This window comes from Pseudomonas sp. PF05, from assembly GCF_056521845.1.
Genome location: NZ_JBWLPW010000027.1, coordinates 19,510 through 38,259, shown reverse-complemented (window position 1 = coordinate 38,259; position 18,750 = coordinate 19,510). Strand labels below are relative to the sequence as shown.

9 protein-coding genes are annotated in these 18,750 nt (G+C 60.3%); 5 read left to right on the top strand and 4 right to left on the bottom strand.

Annotated features, from left to right (window positions below):
• Positions 1 to 8: 8 nt before the first annotated feature.
• On the top strand, positions 9 to 902 hold the full coding sequence (locus tag AC09SL_RS27935) for an NAD-dependent epimerase/dehydratase family protein (protein ID WP_058542076.1): 894 nt from the start codon (positions 9 to 11) through the stop codon (positions 900 to 902).
• Between the two features lie 84 nt (positions 903 to 986).
• Here the strand turns inward: AC09SL_RS27935 and AC09SL_RS27930 are convergent, their stop codons facing one another.
• On the bottom strand, positions 987 to 2,432 hold the full coding sequence (locus AC09SL_RS27930) for a SulP family inorganic anion transporter (RefSeq protein WP_058542075.1): 1,446 nt from the start codon (positions 2,430 to 2,432) through the stop codon (positions 987 to 989).
• 301 nt (positions 2,433 to 2,733) lie between these two features.
• Here AC09SL_RS27930 and AC09SL_RS27925 point away from each other — a divergent pair, with 301 nt between their 5' ends.
• The 4 genes from AC09SL_RS27925 to AC09SL_RS27910 all read left to right on the top strand — a co-directional run bounded on the left by AC09SL_RS27925 (position 2,734) and on the right by AC09SL_RS27910 (position 6,948).
• Entirely contained in the window at positions 2,734 to 4,083 is a 1,350-nt protein-coding gene (locus AC09SL_RS27925) for a GntT/GntP/DsdX family permease (protein WP_058542074.1), read from the top strand.
• Between the two features lie 27 nt (positions 4,084 to 4,110).
• Complete coding sequence (locus AC09SL_RS27920) at positions 4,111 to 4,971, top strand: MurR/RpiR family transcriptional regulator (RefSeq protein ID WP_018613046.1); 861 nt, start codon at positions 4,111 to 4,113, stop codon at positions 4,969 to 4,971.
• A 1-nt stretch (position 4,972) separates the two neighbouring features.
• Positions 4,973 to 6,445, top strand: a complete 1,473-nt coding sequence (locus AC09SL_RS27915; protein ID WP_058542073.1) for a D-aminoacylase — start codon at positions 4,973 to 4,975, stop codon at positions 6,443 to 6,445.
• Positions 6,446 to 6,579: 134 nt separating this feature from the next.
• Positions 6,580 to 6,948, top strand: coding sequence for a glyoxalase superfamily protein (locus AC09SL_RS27910; protein ID WP_058542072.1), 369 nt, complete (start codon positions 6,580 to 6,582; stop codon positions 6,946 to 6,948).
• Here the strand turns inward: AC09SL_RS27910 and AC09SL_RS27905 are convergent.
• From AC09SL_RS27905 to AC09SL_RS27895, 3 genes are read right to left on the bottom strand one after another with little or no spacing between them, the layout of a single operon-like run.
• Positions 6,926 to 9,736 carry an RHS repeat-associated core domain-containing protein gene (locus AC09SL_RS27905; RefSeq protein ID WP_058542071.1) on the bottom strand — a complete coding sequence of 937 codons (2,811 nt, stop codon included), beginning with the start codon at positions 9,734 to 9,736 and terminating at the stop codon, positions 6,926 to 6,928. The two genes, AC09SL_RS27910 and AC09SL_RS27905, sit on opposite strands and share 23 nt — an antisense overlap.
• Positions 9,733 to 14,208, bottom strand: coding sequence for a SpvB/TcaC N-terminal domain-containing protein (locus AC09SL_RS27900; protein ID WP_058542070.1), 4,476 nt, complete (start codon positions 14,206 to 14,208; stop codon positions 9,733 to 9,735). The genes AC09SL_RS27905 and AC09SL_RS27900 overlap by 4 nt, the downstream gene beginning before the upstream one ends.
• On the bottom strand, positions 14,205 to 18,749 hold the full coding sequence (locus AC09SL_RS27895; RefSeq protein WP_058542069.1) for a Tc toxin subunit A-related protein: 4,545 nt from the start codon (positions 18,747 to 18,749) through the stop codon (positions 14,205 to 14,207). Before AC09SL_RS27895 ends, AC09SL_RS27900 begins: the two co-directional genes overlap by 4 nt.
• Between the last annotated feature and the right edge of the window lies 1 nt (position 18,750).

The window sequence follows — 18,750 nt, the reverse complement described above, 5'->3', positions numbered from 1 at the left end:
GTTTGTCCATGAACGTATTCGTCACCGGCGCTGCCGGTTTTATTGGCGGTTCCATCGCCACCGGCCTGGTACGCGCCGGGCACCGAGTCACTGGTCTGGTGCGTAGCGCCGACCAGGCGAGCGAACTGACGGCGCTGGGCATCGAGCCGGTTATCGGCACCCTCGAAGACAGCGCGCTGCTGACCGAGCAGGCCCGTGCCGTCGATGCGGTGATCAATGCCGCCAGCAGCGACCACCGCGGTGCGGTCCAAGCCTTGATCGAAGGGCTCAAGGGCTCGAACAAAGTGCTGCTGCACACCAGCGGTTCGAGCATCGTCGGCGACGCGTCGGGCGGTCGTTTCAGCGATGCCATCTACTACGAAAATGACCTGCCGGCACCCACCGCCGACAAGGCTGCCCGTGTCGCCATCGACAATCTGGTCCTGGATGCAGCGAAGCAAGGCGTGAACTCGGCGGTGATCTGCAACACCTTGATCTACGGCCACAGCCTGGGCGTCAAGCGTGACAGCGTGCAACTGCCGCGCCTGCTCAAGCAGGCAGCTAAAAGTGGCGTGGTGCGGCATGTCGGGCCGGGACAGAACATCTGGTCCAATGTGCACATCGAGGACGTGGTCCAGTTGTACAAACTGGCCCTGACCCGCAACCAGCCGGGTACCTTCTACTTCGTCGAAAGCGGCGAAGCCTCGTTCATCGACATCACCACCGCCATGGCCCGGGCGTTGAACCTTGGCGAACCGCAGGACTGGCCATTGGCCGATGCCGAAGCGGAGTGGGGCTACGAAATGGCCAACTACGGCCTGGGCTCCAACAGCCGTGTACGGGGCAAGAACGCCCGTGAGCTGCTGGGTTGGACGCCGAAGCGAACGTCGGTGGTGGAGTGGGTTCTTAATGAGATGGTGTGAGAATCATCAGTAGAACATAGGACCTGTGGGAGCGGGCTTGGTGGGAGCAAAGCTCGCTCCCACAGGGTTTGTGTTGGCATGTCCTCAGTCGTGATGCACGCCCGCGCGCTTGAGCATCTGCTTGCAGCGCTCGGACAGGTGGAACACCCGCAGGTGCTTGCCGGCTCTGCTGTAGCGTTCGCGCAGGGTCTTGAGTGCGGCGATGGCCGAGTAGTCGACGAAGCTCAGATGCCGGCAGTCCAGGGTGACCTGGGCCGGGTCGTTGGCCGGGTCGAACTGGTTGAGGAACGGCGTCGTCGAGGCGAAGAACAGCGTGCCGTGCAGGCGATAGAGTTTGCTGCCGTCGGCTTCCTGGTGCGTGTCGGCGTAAAGCTCCCGGGCCTGTTGCCAGGCGAAGTTGAGCGCTGCGATGACGATGCCGCAGAGCACGGCCACCGCCAGGTCGGTGAACACCGTAATGACGGTCACCGCGATGATCACCAACACATCATTCTTCGGCACCTTGTTGATCACCCGCAGCGAAGCCCAGGCGAAGGTCTGCTGCGCAACCACGAACATCACGCCCACCAGCGCCGCCAGCGGGATGCGCTCGATCAACGGTGACAGGAACAACACGAACAGCAACACCATCACCCCGGCCACCACGCCCGATAACCGTCCGCGCCCACCCGAGCTGAGGTTGATGACCGTCTGGCCGATCATGGCGCAACCACCCATGCCGCCGAACAACCCCGACGCCATGTTCGCCGCGCCCAACGCCACGCATTCACGGTCCGGATAACCGCGGCTCTGGGTGATTTCATCGGTCAGGTTCAGGGTCAGCAGGGTTTCCAGCAAACCAACCATCGCCATGATCACCGCGTAGGGCGCGACGATCTGCAGGGTCTCCAGGTTCCAGGGAAGCTCGGGCCAGGCGAAGGCGGGCAAGCCGCCGGCGATGTGGGCCATGTCGCCCAGCGTTCGGGTGGGCAGGCCGAGCAGGTAGACCGCCAGGCCGACGCCGAGGATCGCCACCAGGGCCGGCGGCACGCTGCGGGTCAGGCGTGGCAGCAGGTAGACGACGGCCATGGTCAGGGCTACCAGACCGGCCATCAGGTACAGCGGGCTGCCGCTGAGCCAGGTTTCACCCTGCTTGAAATGCTCCAATTGGGCCAGCGCAATGACAATCGCCAGGCCGTTGACGAAGCCGAGCATCACCGGGTGCGGGACCATGCGCACCAGCTTGCCCAACCGCAACAGCCCGAAGGCCATCATGATCAGTCCACTCAGCAGCACGGTGGCCAACAGGTATTGCACGCCGTGCTGCACCACCAGCGCGATGATGACCACGGCCATCGACCCTGCCGCCCCCGACACCATGCCTGGCCGGCCGCCGAACAGGGCGGTCAGCGTACAGATGATAAAGGCGCCATACAGCCCCATCAGCGGATTGAGGTGGGCCACCAGGGCGAAGGCGATGCATTCGGGGAGCAAGGCGAAAGAGGTGGTGAGGCCGGCGAGGGCGTCGGCGCGAAGACGTGCTGGTTTCATGGTTTACCTGACTGGGCGCCGGTGGAGAGTCGGCTGCCGGAGAGTGGTGCAAAAACAGGTGCGAATGGTACGGAATTGAACGCGGTGCGGCCAGCCGTCTGTGTCGAGCGGATCAATCCCCTGGCCACAAGGGGCGATGAAAGTCTTGCGCTGAATTTTCATCAGCGCCGTGTCGCGATGTCCGTCAGCGACAAATTTTATCTGTGCGCGAAAATTACTTTCAGTGGGTTTGAAGATTCTCCGTCGAAATGATTTATGAGTTTCACAACACATCGACGTGACCCCATTCGAGGAGTAACGCATGGCCCCTGCTTTCGGTTATTGGCTACTGGTCTACGCGGCCATCGCGATCATTGCGCTGATCGTTCTGATCGCTCGTTATCGGCTTAATCCGTTCATTGTGATTACCCTGGTGTCCATTGGCCTGGCGCTGCTGGCCGGGATGCCGCCCTCGGGCGTGGTGGGGGCGTACGAGGCGGGTGTCGGCAAGACGCTGGGGCACATTGCGCTGGTGGTGGCCTTGGGCACGATGCTCGGCAAAATGATGGCCGAGTCTGGCGGGGCCGAGCGCATGGCGCAGACGTTGATCGAGCGCTTCGGCGAGCGCAACGCTCATTGGGCAATGGTGTGCATCGCGTTTCTGGTCGGGCTGCCGTTGTTCTTCGAAGTCGGTTTTGTGCTGCTGGTGCCCATCGCCTTTACCATCGCCCGGCGTGTGGGCGTGTCGATCCTGATGGTGGGGCTGCCGATGGTCGCCGGGCTTTCGGTGGTGCATGCGCTGGTGCCGCCGCATCCGGCGGCGATGCTGGCGGTGCAGGCATTCCAGGCTTCGGTGGGGCAGACCTTGCTGTACGCGATCCTGATCGGCATTCCCACCGCGATCATCGCCGGCCCCCTTTACGCCAAATTCATCGTGCCGCGCATCCAGCTACCGGCCGAGAACCCGCTGGAGCGACAATTCCTCGACCGTGAGCCGCGCGCCAACCTGCCGGGTTTCGGCGTGACCCTGGGGACCATTCTCCTGCCGGTGATCCTGATGCTGATCGGCGGCTGGGCCAACCTGATCTCCACGCCGGGCAGCGGTTTCAACCAGTTCCTGCTGTTCATCGGCAACTCGGTGATTGCCCTGCTGCTGGCGACCATCCTCAGTTTCTGGACCCTCGGCCTGGCCCAGGGCTTCAACCGTGAGTCGATCCTCAAGTTCACCAACGAATGCCTGGCACCGACCGCCAGCATCACTTTGCTGGTAGGGGCAGGCGGCGGCTTGAACCGGATCCTGGTGGACGCCGGGGTCACGCAACAGATCGTCGGCCTGGCCCAGGAATTCCAGCTGTCACCGCTGGTCATGGGCTGGCTGTTCGCCGCACTGATGCGCGTCGCCACAGGGTCAGCCACCGTGGCAATGAGCACGGCCTCGGGCATCGTCGCGCCCGTGGCGATTGGCCTGGGTTATCCCCATCCCGAACTGTTGGTGCTGGCGACCGGCGCCGGGTCGGTTATCTTTTCCCACGTCAACGACGGCGGCTTCTGGCTGATCAAGGAATACTTCAATATGACCGTCACGCAAACCTTCAAGACCTGGACCGTGCTCGAAACGCTGATCTCCGTGGTCGCGTTCGCCTTGACCCTAGGGCTTTCACGCTTGCTTTGAGCGCAACGCCACCCAACAGGAGCCGCCATGGACATCCTCTACCAGATCCGCTCCCGTCAGGATTCCTTCAGCGCCGGCGAAGGCAGAATCGCCCGGCTGATGCTCGACGACGTAGGCTTTGCCGCTTCTGCCAGCCTCGATGAACTGGCCCAGCGGGCGGAAGTCAGCAGCGCCACCCTGTCGCGCTTCGCCCGTACCGTCGGCTGTCGTGACCTGCGGGACTTGCGCCTGCAACTGGCCCAGGCCAGCGGTGTCGGCAGCCGCTTCCTCGACCCGGCGGGCGCGCCGGAGCAATCGGCGTTTTATGGACAGATCGTCGGCGATATCGAAGCGACCCTGCGCCAGCATTTGTCGGCGTTCGAAGAGTCGCGGTTCGGCGATGCGGTGCGGATGATCGGCAAGGCGCGGATGATCCATGCGTTCGGCCTCGGTGGCTGGTCGGCGCTGTGCGGTGAGGAATTGCAGGTGCGCCTGGTGCGGTTCGGCTATCCGATTGCCGCCTGCCGCGACCCGGTGATGATGCGCATCACCGCCACCTCGTTGAGCGACCAACATCTGGTCATCGCCTGTTCACTGACCGGTATCACGCCGGAGCTGTTGAGCGCGGTGGAACTGGCCCGCAGCTACGGCGCGGCGATCCTGGCCATCACCCGCGCCGACTCGCCACTGGCTCAATTGGCCGACTGCGTGTTGCCCCTGCAAGGCGCCGAAACCTCGTTCATCTATAAACCCACGGCGGCACGCTACGGCATGCTGCTGGCCATCGACGTGCTCGCCACCGAGCTGGCGCTGGCCCACCCCGAAGACAATCAAGAGCGCCTGCGGCGAGTCAAACTCGCCCTGGACGATTACCGCGGTGGCGACGATCACTTGCCGCTGGGAGACTGACATGCTGTACGACACGCTTATCCGCAATGCGCTGGTCATCGATGGCAGCGACACGCCTGGTTACCGCGCCGACATCGCCATTCGCGCCGGTCGCATCGAACGCATCGGCGACTTGCACGATGCCCGGGCAGTGGAAGACATCGACGCCGCCGGCCGCGTGCTCGCGCCAGGCTTCATCGATGTCCACACCCACGACGACACGGTGGTCATCCGCCAACCGCAGATGCTGCCCAAGCTCAGCCAGGGCGTGACCACGGTCATCGTCGGCAACTGCGGCATCAGCGCTTCGCCAGTGAGCCTGCGTGGCGATCCGCCGGACCCGATGAACCTGCTCGGCACGGCCCGAGCGTTCGCTTACCCACGCTTCGCTGATTATCGGACGGCGGTGGAGGCCGTCACGCCAGCGGTCAACGTCGCGGCATTGGTGGGCCACACGGCGCTGCGCAGCAATCACATGGACGATTTGTTGCGCACCGCCTCGGTGGGAGAAATCGCCGCCATGCGTCGGCAATTGCGCGAAAGCCTGGAGGCCGGAGCGCTGGGTTTGTCCACCGGCCTGGCCTACGCCAACGCGTTTTCGGCGTCCACCGACGAAGTCATGCAACTGAGCGAAGAGTTGGTCGCGTTCGGTGCGGTCTACACCACCCACCTGCGCAGCGAATTCGAACCGGTGCTCGAAGCCATGGACGAGGCCTTCCAGATTGGCCGACACGCCCAAAGCCCAGTGATTATTTCCCATCTCAAATGCGCGGGTGCCGGTAATTGGGGACGCAGTCCGCAGGTGCTCGCGGCGCTGGAAAACGCGGCAAAAACCCACCCGGTCGGCTGTGATTGCTACCCCTATGCGGCCAGCTCTTCGACCCTGGATCTCAAGCAGGTGACCGATGCCCATCGCATCACCATCACCTGGTCGACACCGCATCCGCACATGGGCGGTCGCGACCTGGCCGACATCGCCAACGAATGGGACGTGTCGCTGCTGGACGCGGCGCAGCGCCTGCAACCGGCCGGTGCGGTGTACTACGGCATGGATGAAGGCGATGTACGACGGATCCTCGCCCATCCGTTGTCCATGGTCGGCTCCGACGGTTTGCCTGAAGACCCGTTTCCCCATCCGCGCTTGTGGGGGGCTTTCCCACGGGTACTGGGACATTTCAGTCGTGATGTCGGGCTTTTTCCGTTGCACACCGCCGTGCACAAAATGACCGGTCTTTCAGCGGCGCGCTTTGGCCTCAAGCAACGGGGTGAAATTCGTGAAGGCCATTGGGCGGACCTGGTGTTGTTCAATCCACAGACGATTCGCGACGTGGCGGATTTCAACGCGCCGCAACGGGCCGCCGAGGGCATCGATGGGGTGTGGGTCAACGGTGTCTTGAGTTATGACGAGGGCCAGGCGAATGGACGCAGGGAAGGGCGGTTCCTGGCGCGCGAAGGCGATCTGAGCCGGGGATTCAGTCCACCGGATAGTATTTGATGGCGTGCAAGCAGCTGTAATCGGGTTAATTGACGTCACAATAATGGCACTGCGACATTAAAGAAGCGGAACCCAAGGCCGAAGCATTAGGTTCAACCCAGCTAAACTGGGTCTTTTCAGCCAGGGAGCAACCCATGAGCTTCGGTAAAACCACTCCGATCCTGAGGATCTTCGATGAAGCCAAGGCGTTGGCGTTTTATGTCGACTTCCTGGGCTTTACCGTCGACTGGCAACATCGCTTCGGTGACGACTTCCCGCTGTACCTGCAAGTCTCCCGCGGCGACTGTGTGCTGCACCTGTCCGAGCACCATGGCGATTGCACACCGGGTTCGGCGCTGCGGATCGAGACCGATGAATTGGAAGCGTTCCAGCAGCAATTGCTGGCCAAGCAATACCGCTACGCCCGTCCACAGATCCAGGCCATGCCCTGGGGTAGCCAGGACATGGCGGTGGTCGATCCGTTTGGCAACCGGTTGGTGTTTACCAACGCTGAGCTTTATTGATCTGCGCTACGTGAAAATTGTACAAACGCTGATTCCTAAGCTGGCGGCCCGTTGAGATGCTGACGTTTTGAGGAATGATGGCGCTGCAGTTGAAACAGGCGATAAATGGCTGCGGTTGCGTCTGGCTACCCGTCAACTTTTCGGTGAACAGCGTCGTATCTGAAAGCACTCTTTCAGCTTGTCCGGGATAGAGCGCAACAACCGAGTTCAGTACACCGACCTCCCCATGAGCCCCTGGTCCTCCAGCTCGTATGGGAATGATCCCATCGCAAGCTTCGATATGCTTGGCGATGAAACTTCGGGTTGGATCCTGGAGCTCATACAGGTCGTCGATTGTTCTGCTTAGCGTTGGGTCGAACTTCAGCGCATCAGCATCTACTTGAAACTGATAGATTGGGTCGTTTTTCCTGTCGCGGTAATTATCGGCCAAGTTCTCCAGGTAATCAGCAGTCTGGCTGATCCTGTAGCTTCCGAAGTTCAGGTAGAACCTTTCGCTGGTAGCGGAGCCATCATAATTCGGGTCTACCCCGCGATATCCCGTTGGGCCGGATTTTGGCGCAGCAAGATTGAAATGCTCCATGATGGCCGTGTCGTTGTCGCCCGTGCGGTCCTTGATAACGCCATAGGAGTGAACGACAAGCTCCTTGCGTTTTGTCTTGCTAAAGCTGGGGCTGGCATCGGGATCTTTTTCGGGGGCTTGCTTGCCCTTCTTCGGTTTTGGAGGGGGCGGCGCCATCATTTTTTTCGAACGTGCCCCCCCATCCTGTTTCGTCCATTCGACAGGGTCGATCTCCACGCCTTGGGCATCGGAGATTATCAACCCTTGGTGATCGACATACCTCATCGGGTTATTCCCCACCATGCAATACAGGTTCAACCCATCGACCGCTCCCGCCGGATCGGGGCTGATCCAGCGCTGCAGCCACGGCGCGTAGTAGCGCTGCCCGTAGTAATACAAGCCACTGGCGTCGCGCTCCTTGCCGGAGTAGCGAAGGGTCCGGTAGTCGGCTTCGACGGCCGAGCGGGACGCGGCCCAAGCGGTTGCGCCATAAGGCAGATAACTTTCCTGGCTGACCAGGTTGCCCTGATCGTCCAGTTCCAGTGAGCTTGAGCCCAGATGTTCGCCAAAGCTGTAGCGCAGTGGGTTGGCGGCGAGGGCGGATGGTCGGCCCTCGGACCAAAGCAGATATCGCATGCTGCAGCGACCCGCTTGCAGGGTAATGACTTCCAGGCGTTCGTTAGGCCGAGTGCGAATTTCAAGGCCTGGCAGATAACGGACTTCCCGGGTGTGGACCCTCGTCGCGCCCTGGGTTACCTGGATCTTGCGTACGCGTTGACCGCCGCTGTCGTAGCAATAGCGCTCGATGTCATCGGAGGCATTTTCACGCCGGACCAACACCACGCTGTCGAGCTGATTACGCAGGTTCCAGGTCAGCGCCTGGCCCGGAGAAAGCGCCTGTTGGTTGCCGTTGGCATCGAAGTCCAGCGCCACCTCGGACGCTGAGTGGCCTTTGTTCCAGGAACGCAGGCGATTGCTCGCGGCGGCCACGTTCAAGGTTCGGGTGTAGTGATTGCCGTCGCGACGATGGCGCAGTTCAGTCAAGTTGCCGCCAGCGTCGTACGCGTAGTGTTCGGTGAAGTTGAACAGTTGCCCGGAGTCGATGGGTATGTGACCGAGGGCGGGAAGGTCCGGCGGGCTGATCAGACCAGCGGCCTCGCGCCCCGTCGCGCTGATCAATTGATAAAGGCTGTCGTAAGTGAATGCGCTGCTGGCTTCGACCCGCTGGTTATTGCCGAACTGCACCGGTTGGGCCTTGTCCACGATGTGCGTCACGTTACCCACAGGGTCATAGGTGTAGCGCAGGTCCTGCAAGGTGCTGGCAGCCAGCGATGTGCGCAGGGCGGTCAATCTTCCGTTGGCTGGATCGAACACGGCACGGCTGATGACACCGTTGCCGGTCGTCTGGGATTCGATCTGACCGCACGCGTTGTAGGCGATATGGTTCACGATGAGCTTTTCGGTGGTCGCGTTTCTTGTTTGCAGCCCCACAGACTTGAGCTGGCCTGCGACATTGAACGAATAGCGCTGCTGGTGCCGGGCGGCATCGGTCTGCTGAATAATCTCGGTGAGCGCGTTGTAGCGCCACCTCGTCGTGTAGCCGTCGCCTTCTTCAAGCAGGCGATCACGGTCTTTCTCATCCGCTGGCCAGTCCGGTCGTTCGGCCTCGGCCAGCAAGTGCCTGGTCTGGCTGAGGGGCTTGGCGCAGAGCGCATACTCATGGATCAACAGGGTGCCGGCGCTGTCGTCGTGACGGATCAGCGCACCGCACCGGTTATGCAGCGCGGATGCCGGTGAGCTGTCGCCGTAGTGCAGGCATTCGACCCGGCGCGGCATCTCGCCTGCCGCTTGCTCATGGATGGCAGTCATGCGCAGTTGCGTGTCGTAGGTGGTTCGCCGATAGGTGCCCCGCTGATCCCAGCAATGCGATATCTGCCCGGCATCGCCAGGCAAGTACAGGCGCCACCCGGCATCGATGTTGTCGAGCAACAGCGTCTTGCCGGACATACTGTAGACAGTCTGCAGGTTCACCCCTTCCGTAGCCTTGGCAAACAGCCGAGGGTCGCGCTGCGCAACCTGTCGTCCCGCCGCGTCGAAGATTTGCTGGGCAATGCGCGCCTGGGAGGGTTCCTGAACGTCGCGCCGGTAGTATGCGATTTGCCGCACGGGCAGGCCACGGCTGTCGATGGCGTTGAGGGTGGGCGTCTTGTGATGAAGGCGTGCGTTCATGCATCACCTCCGTTCGTGGCGAGGTGTTCGGACATGACTTCTTGCAGCGTGTCATTTTCGTCCTCGTCCACGGTGTACCAAGGGTGGCGGGTGTGTCGGCGCATGTAGGAGAGGCCGGCATGCCTGGCCAGGTACGTGAGGGTGGGGCGACCGAGGGCGTCGTAGAACTGCTGGTCGCAATGACCGAATTGACGCAGGGACACATCGTTGAGGTAGCGATGTTGATCGGCGAAGTAAGGGCGGTAGATGCGCACCGCCAAGCCCTTGCTGTTGTATTCCACCCGTTCGCTGACACGCCAGCGCTTTTCTGCGATCTGCTCCTTGGGCGTTCCATTCGTCAGCGTCAGGTCGCCTTTGGCGTCGACGACGTAGGCTTGGCCCGGTTCGACGAGTTGCTTGCTTTGCAATGTTCGTCCGAAGCCATCGAAGCAGGTGACGGCGATGCGGATCTGTTTCTGATCGTCATCGGGGTAGCGGTCGGCGACCAGTGTGGCGATGTGCACGGGTTCACGTGTCGAGGCGTCGAGTTGTTTTTTCAACTTGAGTTCGTCGGCAGAGAGAGCCTGAAGCTGCGACAACCGGACGCGAGCCGACGCGCAGATATGCCCGGCCGGGAGCAGGTCGCCGTTGCTTACGCAACGCGCCAGCCAGTCGGCGTCCGCCAGGGCTGGCGTCGAGACGCAACCCATCCAACTGAAGGGCGCGTGATAGAGGGCCGTGGCGGCGTCCTGCAGAGCTGCCTTGCTTTGGTTGATGGCTTCTGTCGGGCTGCTGAACGATGGCTGTTTGAATTGAGCAAGCGGTTTGAAACCCCTGGGCGTGTGCTGCTCGTTACCATAAAAAGAGGTGGCCAATACTTGGCCAAACGCATCGATCAGGCCTTCCTGGACGTTGCCGTTGGGGTCGGTGATGCGTCGGGGCTGGAGTGAGCGGTAATCATGGGTCGTCTCGGTGGCACAGCCATCCGGTTGTTGGACGCGGGTGATCACACAGTGGTGGCGGTCGTGGCTGATTTCGATCACGCCATGGCTTTCGCTCGGCTGGAAGGTTCGGATTTTGTAGAAACCTTCCCGTTGGGCATAGGTCGCGAAGCCGCTCTTGACTGACCAGAGTCGTATGGGGGAGCTGCTCACAGGAAGAAAATCGGCCATGCGGTGATAGTGATTCCGTTCGAGCATGCGTCCCTTGGGGCGTGTTTCCTGGGGCAACAGACGGAAAGCCCTGAGGGCGGTTTCGTCCAGTTCGGCCGTTTCCAGATGGTCGGGCAGGGCCTGGAAGTCTGCGGTGCCATCCGCCAGGGTGGCTGCGCTCGAAGCGTTTTTGTAACGTTGCACGGTCAGGCCGGTCAGCACGCCCTGCTCCGTCCAGCTTGTTTGCTTCACGCGTTTGCCGAGGGTCTCGAACGTGATGTCCTGCGGCGCCAGCCCACCCGTCTCGGGGGCCTTGGGACATTGCAGCGCCTGGGTGCGCTGGCGATAAGGCAGGCCCAGCCGCCACGCTTGGGGTGTTTGCAGGTGAATGAATTCGGCGCGGGTTTCGCTCAGGTAGTAGGACTGTTGTGCCGGGTCATGAGCGTCTCGCCACCATTGTTGTTGATCCGCGTCGCTGAAGGGCGGGGTATCGCTGGCGGTTTTGCGTCGAGCGTAATGGACGCTCACGCTGTGAGTCAGTGCGCCATAGCGGTCATGCTGCAAGTTGAGGGTGTGCTGGCACTGCGGGTCGTCGCTCAGGCCGTCGTACTGGAAGTTGATGGACTCAAGCAGCAATGGCAGCAGGCGCGCATAACGGCGATCACCGTCGGGAGCTTGTAGCAAACGTACCTGGTAACGTTTTTCCTGGACCGAATACAACGTCCGGCGTTTACCCCTTGCGTAGGTCTCGCTGCGCAATAAACGACCACTCAGGGCGCGGCACATTTCAAGCGTGGTCGCGGCGTCTGGCGGATCAATCAGTACGTCGCTATTGCTGTCGGCATCGTATTGGCACAGTAACGCCTTGCCCAGTGCCACGGCTTCCCGGTCAGCGTCGTGATATCCGGTTCGGGCCATGTCCATCGACTGTCCGGTATGAAACCAGCTTTTTTTCAGGCAGGGTGCTGTGAAGCCTGGTGTGTCAGCATCGTCGGGATGGGCTTCGTTGTCGGTTTGCAGCAGCAAGCCGAAGCCGCGAAATTCTCGTTCGATGCCATCGTAATAACCCCGGCGATAGGAGAATCTCAGCGTCAGGCAATTACCGGTGACCTCATCCACCTGGGTCTGGCGCGACACCAGGTACAGGGGCAACGGCAGATGACAGGCAAGAGGGGCGCCAGCTTTTACTCTTGCGGCCTTTTCGTCCAACCATTCCTGGGCCGAGCTGCGGTAGGTGATGCTATGGGCGGCGCCCATGTTGTTGTTGGTGTCGGTCAGCAGATACGGTTTTTCACCCACAAAGTCGTAGCGCCAATGTTGCGCTGGGGTCAGGTACGGCACGCTCAGTATCAGGCTGGAGCAGCCGAGCCCTTGCAGGTCGGCGATGTTCACCTGGCATAAGGGGTCGTAGCGCAGGCCTTGCGGCCAGGGCAGCGCAACCGCAGGCGCAAAGCCGTTGCCGCAGCGGTTCATGAAGATCAGCGCCTGATCCGCCTGCAGGTAGATCAGGTCGGTGGCGCCGGAGCCGTCCAGGTCCGCAAGGCGGATACGCGAGGCGTCGAAGGCCTGGTGGGCAAGGCCCGGAAAATCCAACACGATGCCTTTGCCGAAATGTCCGCGTCCCAGGTTCGGCCAACACTTCACTTCGTTGTGACGAATGCGCACCAGATGCTGCTGGCCGCTGCCGAGCAGATCACTGAACGCCACCAGCTCGGAGGGTGACGCGGTGAATACCGGCAAGTCATCGTCATCGTGAGGGACTTCTTCAGCCTGCGCAAACCCGCGTTCGCGTTGATGGGCATACAGGCGAATGCTGCGTGGGCCTATCAAGGCCAGGTCGCTGAGGCCTTCGCCCATCAGGTCGGCCAGTTGCCCTTGTGGATGGAAAAATTCTGCAGGGAACGCGTGAAACGTCGCGAAGTCCGACCAGCTTCGATCAGCACCGAGGGAAAAAAAACCGTTGAGCCCCGGTTGGGCTATGACCCAGTCCAGCCGACCATCGCCGGTGAGGTCGCTCAAGGCCTGGTGCAGCGGTTTTGTCGTATCGCAGACGGGGATCTGGGGCAGCGCTTGCCACTGGTCGTAAGTCACTTCATTCGTCTTGGCTTTGGCCCGAATGGGTTCGCGGTAATACCAGCCTGTGTCGCTCTGATAAAGCACACCGGGCAAGCCTTCACCGTACAAATCCACCAGTTGAAACCCCTGGACACCGCTGAGCCCCGGCATGTCCTGGAAACGTTGCCAGGTGCGGCTGTCTGGGGAGTGGTTGAACGGGCTGTAGCTGAATTCAACGGGGGGGCGGTTCTGCGCAGTTGCCCGGGCGTCGTATGCCTGGTCATGGGCCGCGCTCAGGAGGTGATAGCCCAGGGATGTCTGGCGGTAATCAAGCAGCAGGCGTCGCACGAGAACGGGGGCGGAGCCCAGTTCCTCGGGAAAACAATGGAACATCAATACCTGGCGGCACAGGCGCTCGGTGCGTAGTTCAAACCCGTAGACGAAGGTGGAAAACGCATCGCTACGGGGTTGCCATCGTTGACCTTCATAGTGCGGTTGCTGGTCGTACCCGGTACTTCGTTCGCCATAGTCGAACACCAATTCGAAGTGCCATTGCACCGGTGTGGGCTGACTCGTTTTAAATAGGTAGAGGTCGGCATCGGCCTTGAAATTGCCATAGCGCACGTGGCTCAAATAGCGTTGGGCCGTTGTATCCCCCGTGTACTGATAAAGAATGTGCTCGCCGTGAGCATTCAGGCTTTCTTCCAGTAGCCATTCACCTACGTGGCTTGCTTGCTGGGGATCGGCCCGTCGCGATTGGGGATTTTTTCCGAACAGATGGAGGCTGCCATCGGCGCCGTGCACGAGCCAGAAACCTGGTTTGTCGTTGTTCGACGACCAATGTTCAATTCGGTCGAAGCTGCTTTCGATTCTTGGAAAGTGGCGCGTCACTGTGTAGGTCGTGCCCAGCACCAGCGTGTTGTAGCGATCGATGAGGGTTGAATGAATAGCGCCGTTTGCGTCGCGCTCGGGTAACCAGACCACACCGTTGGGGCCGACGATCTCGTCGTCCTCGGCATAGGCCGGTACGCCCTTGCTAGTGCGTCGTGCCACGCTGGGTAACGACAGCCCCCAACCGATACCGAACACGCTGTTGCCGGCGCAGCTGTCGTAACTTAACGACAAGGACGGAGCAAAGCCGCGTCCTGGCGAAATCGGCAAGGCAATTTCATAGGACGCGGTGCCGTGGGCGCCGACGTTTCCCCACCGTTTGCCGATGCTCTGGATGGCCCCGCCACCCTTGGGCAGGGCCGGCGCGGTAATGGGTAATGCGGATTGCTCGTTCATCGCGCACCTCCGGCGGCCCTGGCCGTATAGCTCACGTGCACGATGACGTCGGTCAACGATTCCAACAGGTCTTTTTGTGCTCGAGGATTGGGGAAAGTCAGTTGCCACGTGGAGACAGCGCCGGTGTATTCGAACGGCAGGTAGCGTTCATCGTTGAAGTTCAGGGTGAACAGGCCGTTGTCGTCGACACCCGTGGAAAGGGCGATCTGTTGGTTGGCGCGCCGACCCTCCATGACCCGGACCGGGTTATCAGGGGGCATGAACACTTTGCTGGAGGTCTGAGTCAGCGTGGCCCGGATGTTTTCATAAGGACCGACGATGGCCGGTAAGGAAACGCTGATGGTTCTGATCCGCCGCAAGCAGTGGTTCTGATCCTTGTAATCCTCCTCGAACAGTTCGTGGGGCAGCTCGAACTCGCATTGGCCATTCCTCAGGTCGGCATGCATGTCCGGCCATGGTTTGTTGATCGTCGAGGTTGGGGTCTGGTCCTTCAATTGACGCAGAGAAATCGTCTTGCGGATCTCCAGCTCTCGCTCGCTACGACGCCGATATTCGGCCTGCATGTTCAACAGGCTGAGTTTCAATTGCTCGCCTGCTCCAAGCCCTCGATAGGTGGTATTCCATGCGCCGGGCTGAATGAATCGCCTGTCAAAGTCGGCAATTTCGTATTGCCAGCAAGTCTCGGCGGCTAGGCACAGGGCGAGCGTCGTGTCGTAGGCCTGGCGGTAGAACTGCGCGAACCGGCTGTTGAGCCATTGATACAGTTGCGTCTTTGTGAAACGCGTGCTGAGAAAGTCGTAGTGGGTCTTGGCTTGGCTCAGGGCGGCTTCCGCCAGGCGCAATTGCAGGCGCGTGGCGGTTTGCTGCTCGTTGAAGTGCGCCAGCTGGGCGTCGATCTGCGCCAGTTCGAGTTGTGCTTGGCCACGCATCAGGGTCCATTCCTCCCTGCGACGATTGAACTGAGCCGTGCGGTCGAGATGGGCCGCCACCGTGCGATCGTCGATAGCGGTGCCTTGGGCGAGTGCGCTGGCAGCATGCGTGGCACCTTCCCAGCGAGCGCCACCGCTGCTGAAACCAAAGACGTTCGGAATCATCATCAGGCTGCCAGCCATGACCTGGGAGGCCGATGCCGATAGCTCGGCGGCGCCGCTGCTCAAGTACAGCTGGCAGGCCTGCGCCTCGGCGTCACTGATGCCCTTGTCCAGTAATTGCTGGTAGTGGTTGATCCGGTCCTGGACGATCGCCTTGCTGGCCAGCAGCGCCTGGAGGTTCTGACGGTCAACGTTCAAGATCTGGCGTTGCAGGTCGATCGAGATTTTCGCCAGGTCCCATGCTTGTTGTTGCTGCAGCTCCTGTAACTGGGTCTGTTCCTTGCGTTCGATCAGCGACAACAGCGAGGCACCAAACTGGCTGAGGCTTTCCACTGCACTCAGCGCCTGGCTGTGCGTGAGCGAGAACCGAAAGTGCGGGATCGCTGCGTTCGGCAACCCTCGAGCTGTATTGTCTGAAGTATTCAGTACAGGGGTACTGAGCAACGCGCGAGGGTCCAGCGGTGTTGCAAATACCGGCAGGTGCAGCGGCTTGCCGGCGATGTCGAGGTTGTGCCGCAAGTTGTACAGGCGGCTTTGGGCAATGTCCCAGCACTGGAGCAACTGCGGGTGGAATGGCAGACGCAAATGCGGGCTGTCGATGGTTGGCAAGGAGGCATGCAAAGAGCCTTCACGAACGGGCAGTGAGGGCAGGGAGCGGGCGAGTGATCGTTCAAAGGTACGTAAGTCCTCACTGGTGGTTTCACTCAGCGTTTGCAGGCTGAGGCTTATCCAATGATCGACCGATTGAACGGTCGGGCGTGGTCCCAATAGGTCCAGCACCCGCACATACCACAGCTTTGCCTCGCTGAAGCCGTCAGGGGTCAGTGTGCGGTAAGCAGCGTCGCCTCGATTGACCAGGATGTCGAGGTACAGGAAGTACAGCGCCTTGCGAAAGTGCACCGGATGGCTGAGCGCGATCTGATGAGGGTCGTGGGGCGCCTGGTCGGCATACGAAGGCGTGGGGCTATCGAGTAAAGGAACGGCCCTCCAGCAGGTTTCCTGGCCGCGATCTGGGTCAAAGAGACGGCGCAACCAGCGTTCGGCTTCCTCGTAGCGCTGTTCGGCGTTCAAGCGATGGGCGACCAGCCATGGCACGAAGAGGAATAGTTCGGTGAAGTAACGACCGTAAGGACCGTGGAAGTCCATTGTGTTGTGGGTAGCGTTTGGTAGGGCGGGCTCTGGCAGGTTTTGTGTCGTCCAGTCGAACAGCTCATCCAGCCCGTTCTCCGTACGACGAATCAGTTCTGCGGCGAAGGTGGTGTTCAACCTGATCGGTTGGCGCAGTTGGCCCGCTGAATCGCTGTCGCTGATGGCGCTATGGGTAAAATCGACAAATTGGCTGGTACCCAGGCCAGTGGTCGATGAGTGGGTAATGCTTGGGGCTTGAACGTGCGTAGCAATACAGTCCAGCTTGATGGCTTTAAGGGCGGAGTAGCGTTTCTTTTCCGGTTCACTGGGGTAGACAAAGGCAACCCCACAAAAAAATGTATCACCGTCTTGGCTGAGTTCCTTGCTGTGCCAAGTGAACTCGAAGAACTCCGTCAGCCTGGGCGCGGGGCTGGACTGCGCTACCACCGTCAGGTTTTCATACGACAGTGGTTGAGTTGCCGAGGTGGTTGGCTGACGAAAGATCACATATTGAACATTGAGCGGTTCATCAGTATTGACGACTGCCTGACCAAGGTCGAGCGCTGCGGCGTTGCCGGCTTGTATCGTCAGATTTTTTAGCGTTCCGGCAATTGAGCTGTCATTTCCGCGTCTACTTTCGTTAATCAGGTAGCGTACTGCTTCTGTGGAAAACATCTTTCCCTGAAGGTCTTTGTTTGTCTGCAGTGTGATACCGGGCGAATGTTCAGAGTCTTTGAGTACATCGACCATGCGGTCGATCGATATTGTGTGGGGTAGGTTAGAAGATAACGAGGTGTGACTGGTTAATGTAAGGCTGGAGCCCGCCTCCAGTGCCACGTAGGGCGCCCCTGGCAGGCTGCGGGCAGGAAGTACCAAAGTGAGTTGAAGTCTTGGGAGTCGATTGGGACTGGTTGCAAGTCTCAACCTGATGTTTTCAGCCCTTGTATATAATTCCATCCCTTTGAAATCGACGGCTGCGGTCATGCGTAGCGTCAGCGTGGAGGCGGTCCGGCCATTGTTCGATCTGATGCTTATTCGATCCTGCTGGCTTTCAAAATCCGACATGACAGTGCTCATGCCCGTCGGGAGGGAAGCTTCAGTGATTCGGATTTCGGAACTTCTTCTGGTTTGAATGCGTTGGTTGACAACGTCTATGAGCCCTTTCCCGGTGATGGCTGGGCGAGTAGTGGCAAGATTACTGTCGATACAAATCGTTCTGATGAACGCAAAGTCGTTACCGACCCCAGGGGGGGATTCGGTTTTGGGGCCTCGTGCAGACAGGGCGATAAACAGTGCATCGTTGCGTTGTTCAGCTGCAGTACCTATTGAAGCTTTAATGGCGTCCAGGTCCTGGCCACAGAGCGTTTTGTCCTCGCAGTAACCTTGCAGGCCGATTCGCGGCGTGCTCCATTTCCCATCCGGCTTTTTGAAGCAAAAGCTCAAGCGCAAAAGTGGATGGCTGGTGCCTGTTCGCCCGGCGGAGGCAGGAGCGGAATCCATGCTGAAGGCCTTTGGATCCTGTTGTATGCATTCTGCCCAGGTCACGAACAGGCGATTGTTGAACCAGACAGGACGAATCGAGTGTTCGACCGCGCTTTCGGGGATCGGAACATCGGCTTTTTTCCAGTCCGACCAGGCAAACGGATCCGGCTGGTCTCGTTTGGTGGCGATGGCCGGGGGCCGTGGTGGCGGACCGTCCAGCGGGCGTTGTGCCATGTCCAGCGAGCGCCAGAAATAAGTATTCTCGGACCGTGATTTGGCAATGAAATAGTAGGTGCTGTTGGCAAAGTCCTCGCCGTCGATGTAGCCATTGAGAACATTCAGATTGGCGACTTCTTCGAATCGGGTCAGGTAGGCCATGACCGCCGACTGAACCGCATCGGGCTGGATCCGGCTCTGGTTGAGGTCGTTTTCCAACTGCTGAAAATTGTCGCTTTTGTTATTTCTCAGGACGGGGTCCAGGTAACTTGCGGGGAAATAAAGCAGCTTTTGATGAGCTGCCCAAAGGGGATACTGGTGCATCTCGTTGCGCCACGTTTGCATGGACTCGGGCGTGATGCTTGCCCGATCAAAGCCGGGCTCCATGTTCATCAGGATGCGATTGATGTATTGCTGAAGGCTGGCAATGGCGCAGGCCACAGGCGTGGTGGGCACGTCCTGGCTGACCAGCACGTCCAGTAGCCAGTATTCGTAAAGGTCCTGGGCCGTCTTGAGCCGCACCGTCCCGGTCGGACTCTTATCGGACACAGCCTTGTTCAGGTAGAGCGCCAACTGCGCATCGCGCAGGCTTTCATCCAGCTGCTTTTTTATGGCAACGGTCATA

What these genes read in the sequence shown, in the direction of transcription:
- AC09SL_RS27935 (WP_058542076.1), top strand. Translation starts at nt 9, where the DNA reads ATGAACGTATTCGTCACCGGCGCTGCCGGTTTTATTGGCGGTTCCATC.
- AC09SL_RS27930 (WP_058542075.1), bottom strand. Translation starts at nt 2,432, where the DNA reads ATGAAACCAGCACGTCTTCGCGCCGACGCCCTCGCCGGCCTCACCACC.
- AC09SL_RS27925 (WP_058542074.1), top strand. Translation starts at nt 2,734, where the DNA reads ATGGCCCCTGCTTTCGGTTATTGGCTACTGGTCTACGCGGCCATCGCG.
- AC09SL_RS27920 (WP_018613046.1), top strand. Translation starts at nt 4,111, where the DNA reads ATGGACATCCTCTACCAGATCCGCTCCCGTCAGGATTCCTTCAGCGCC.
- AC09SL_RS27915 (WP_058542073.1), top strand. Translation starts at nt 4,973, where the DNA reads ATGCTGTACGACACGCTTATCCGCAATGCGCTGGTCATCGATGGCAGC.
- AC09SL_RS27910 (WP_058542072.1), top strand. Translation starts at nt 6,580, where the DNA reads ATGAGCTTCGGTAAAACCACTCCGATCCTGAGGATCTTCGATGAAGCC.
- AC09SL_RS27905 (WP_058542071.1), bottom strand. Translation starts at nt 9,736, where the DNA reads ATGAACGCACGCCTTCATCACAAGACGCCCACCCTCAACGCCATCGAC.
- AC09SL_RS27900 (WP_058542070.1), bottom strand. Translation starts at nt 14,208, where the DNA reads ATGAACGAGCAATCCGCATTACCCATTACCGCGCCGGCCCTGCCCAAG.
- AC09SL_RS27895 (WP_058542069.1), bottom strand. Translation starts at nt 18,749, where the DNA reads ATGACCGTTGCCATAAAAAAGCAGCTGGATGAAAGCCTGCGCGATGCG.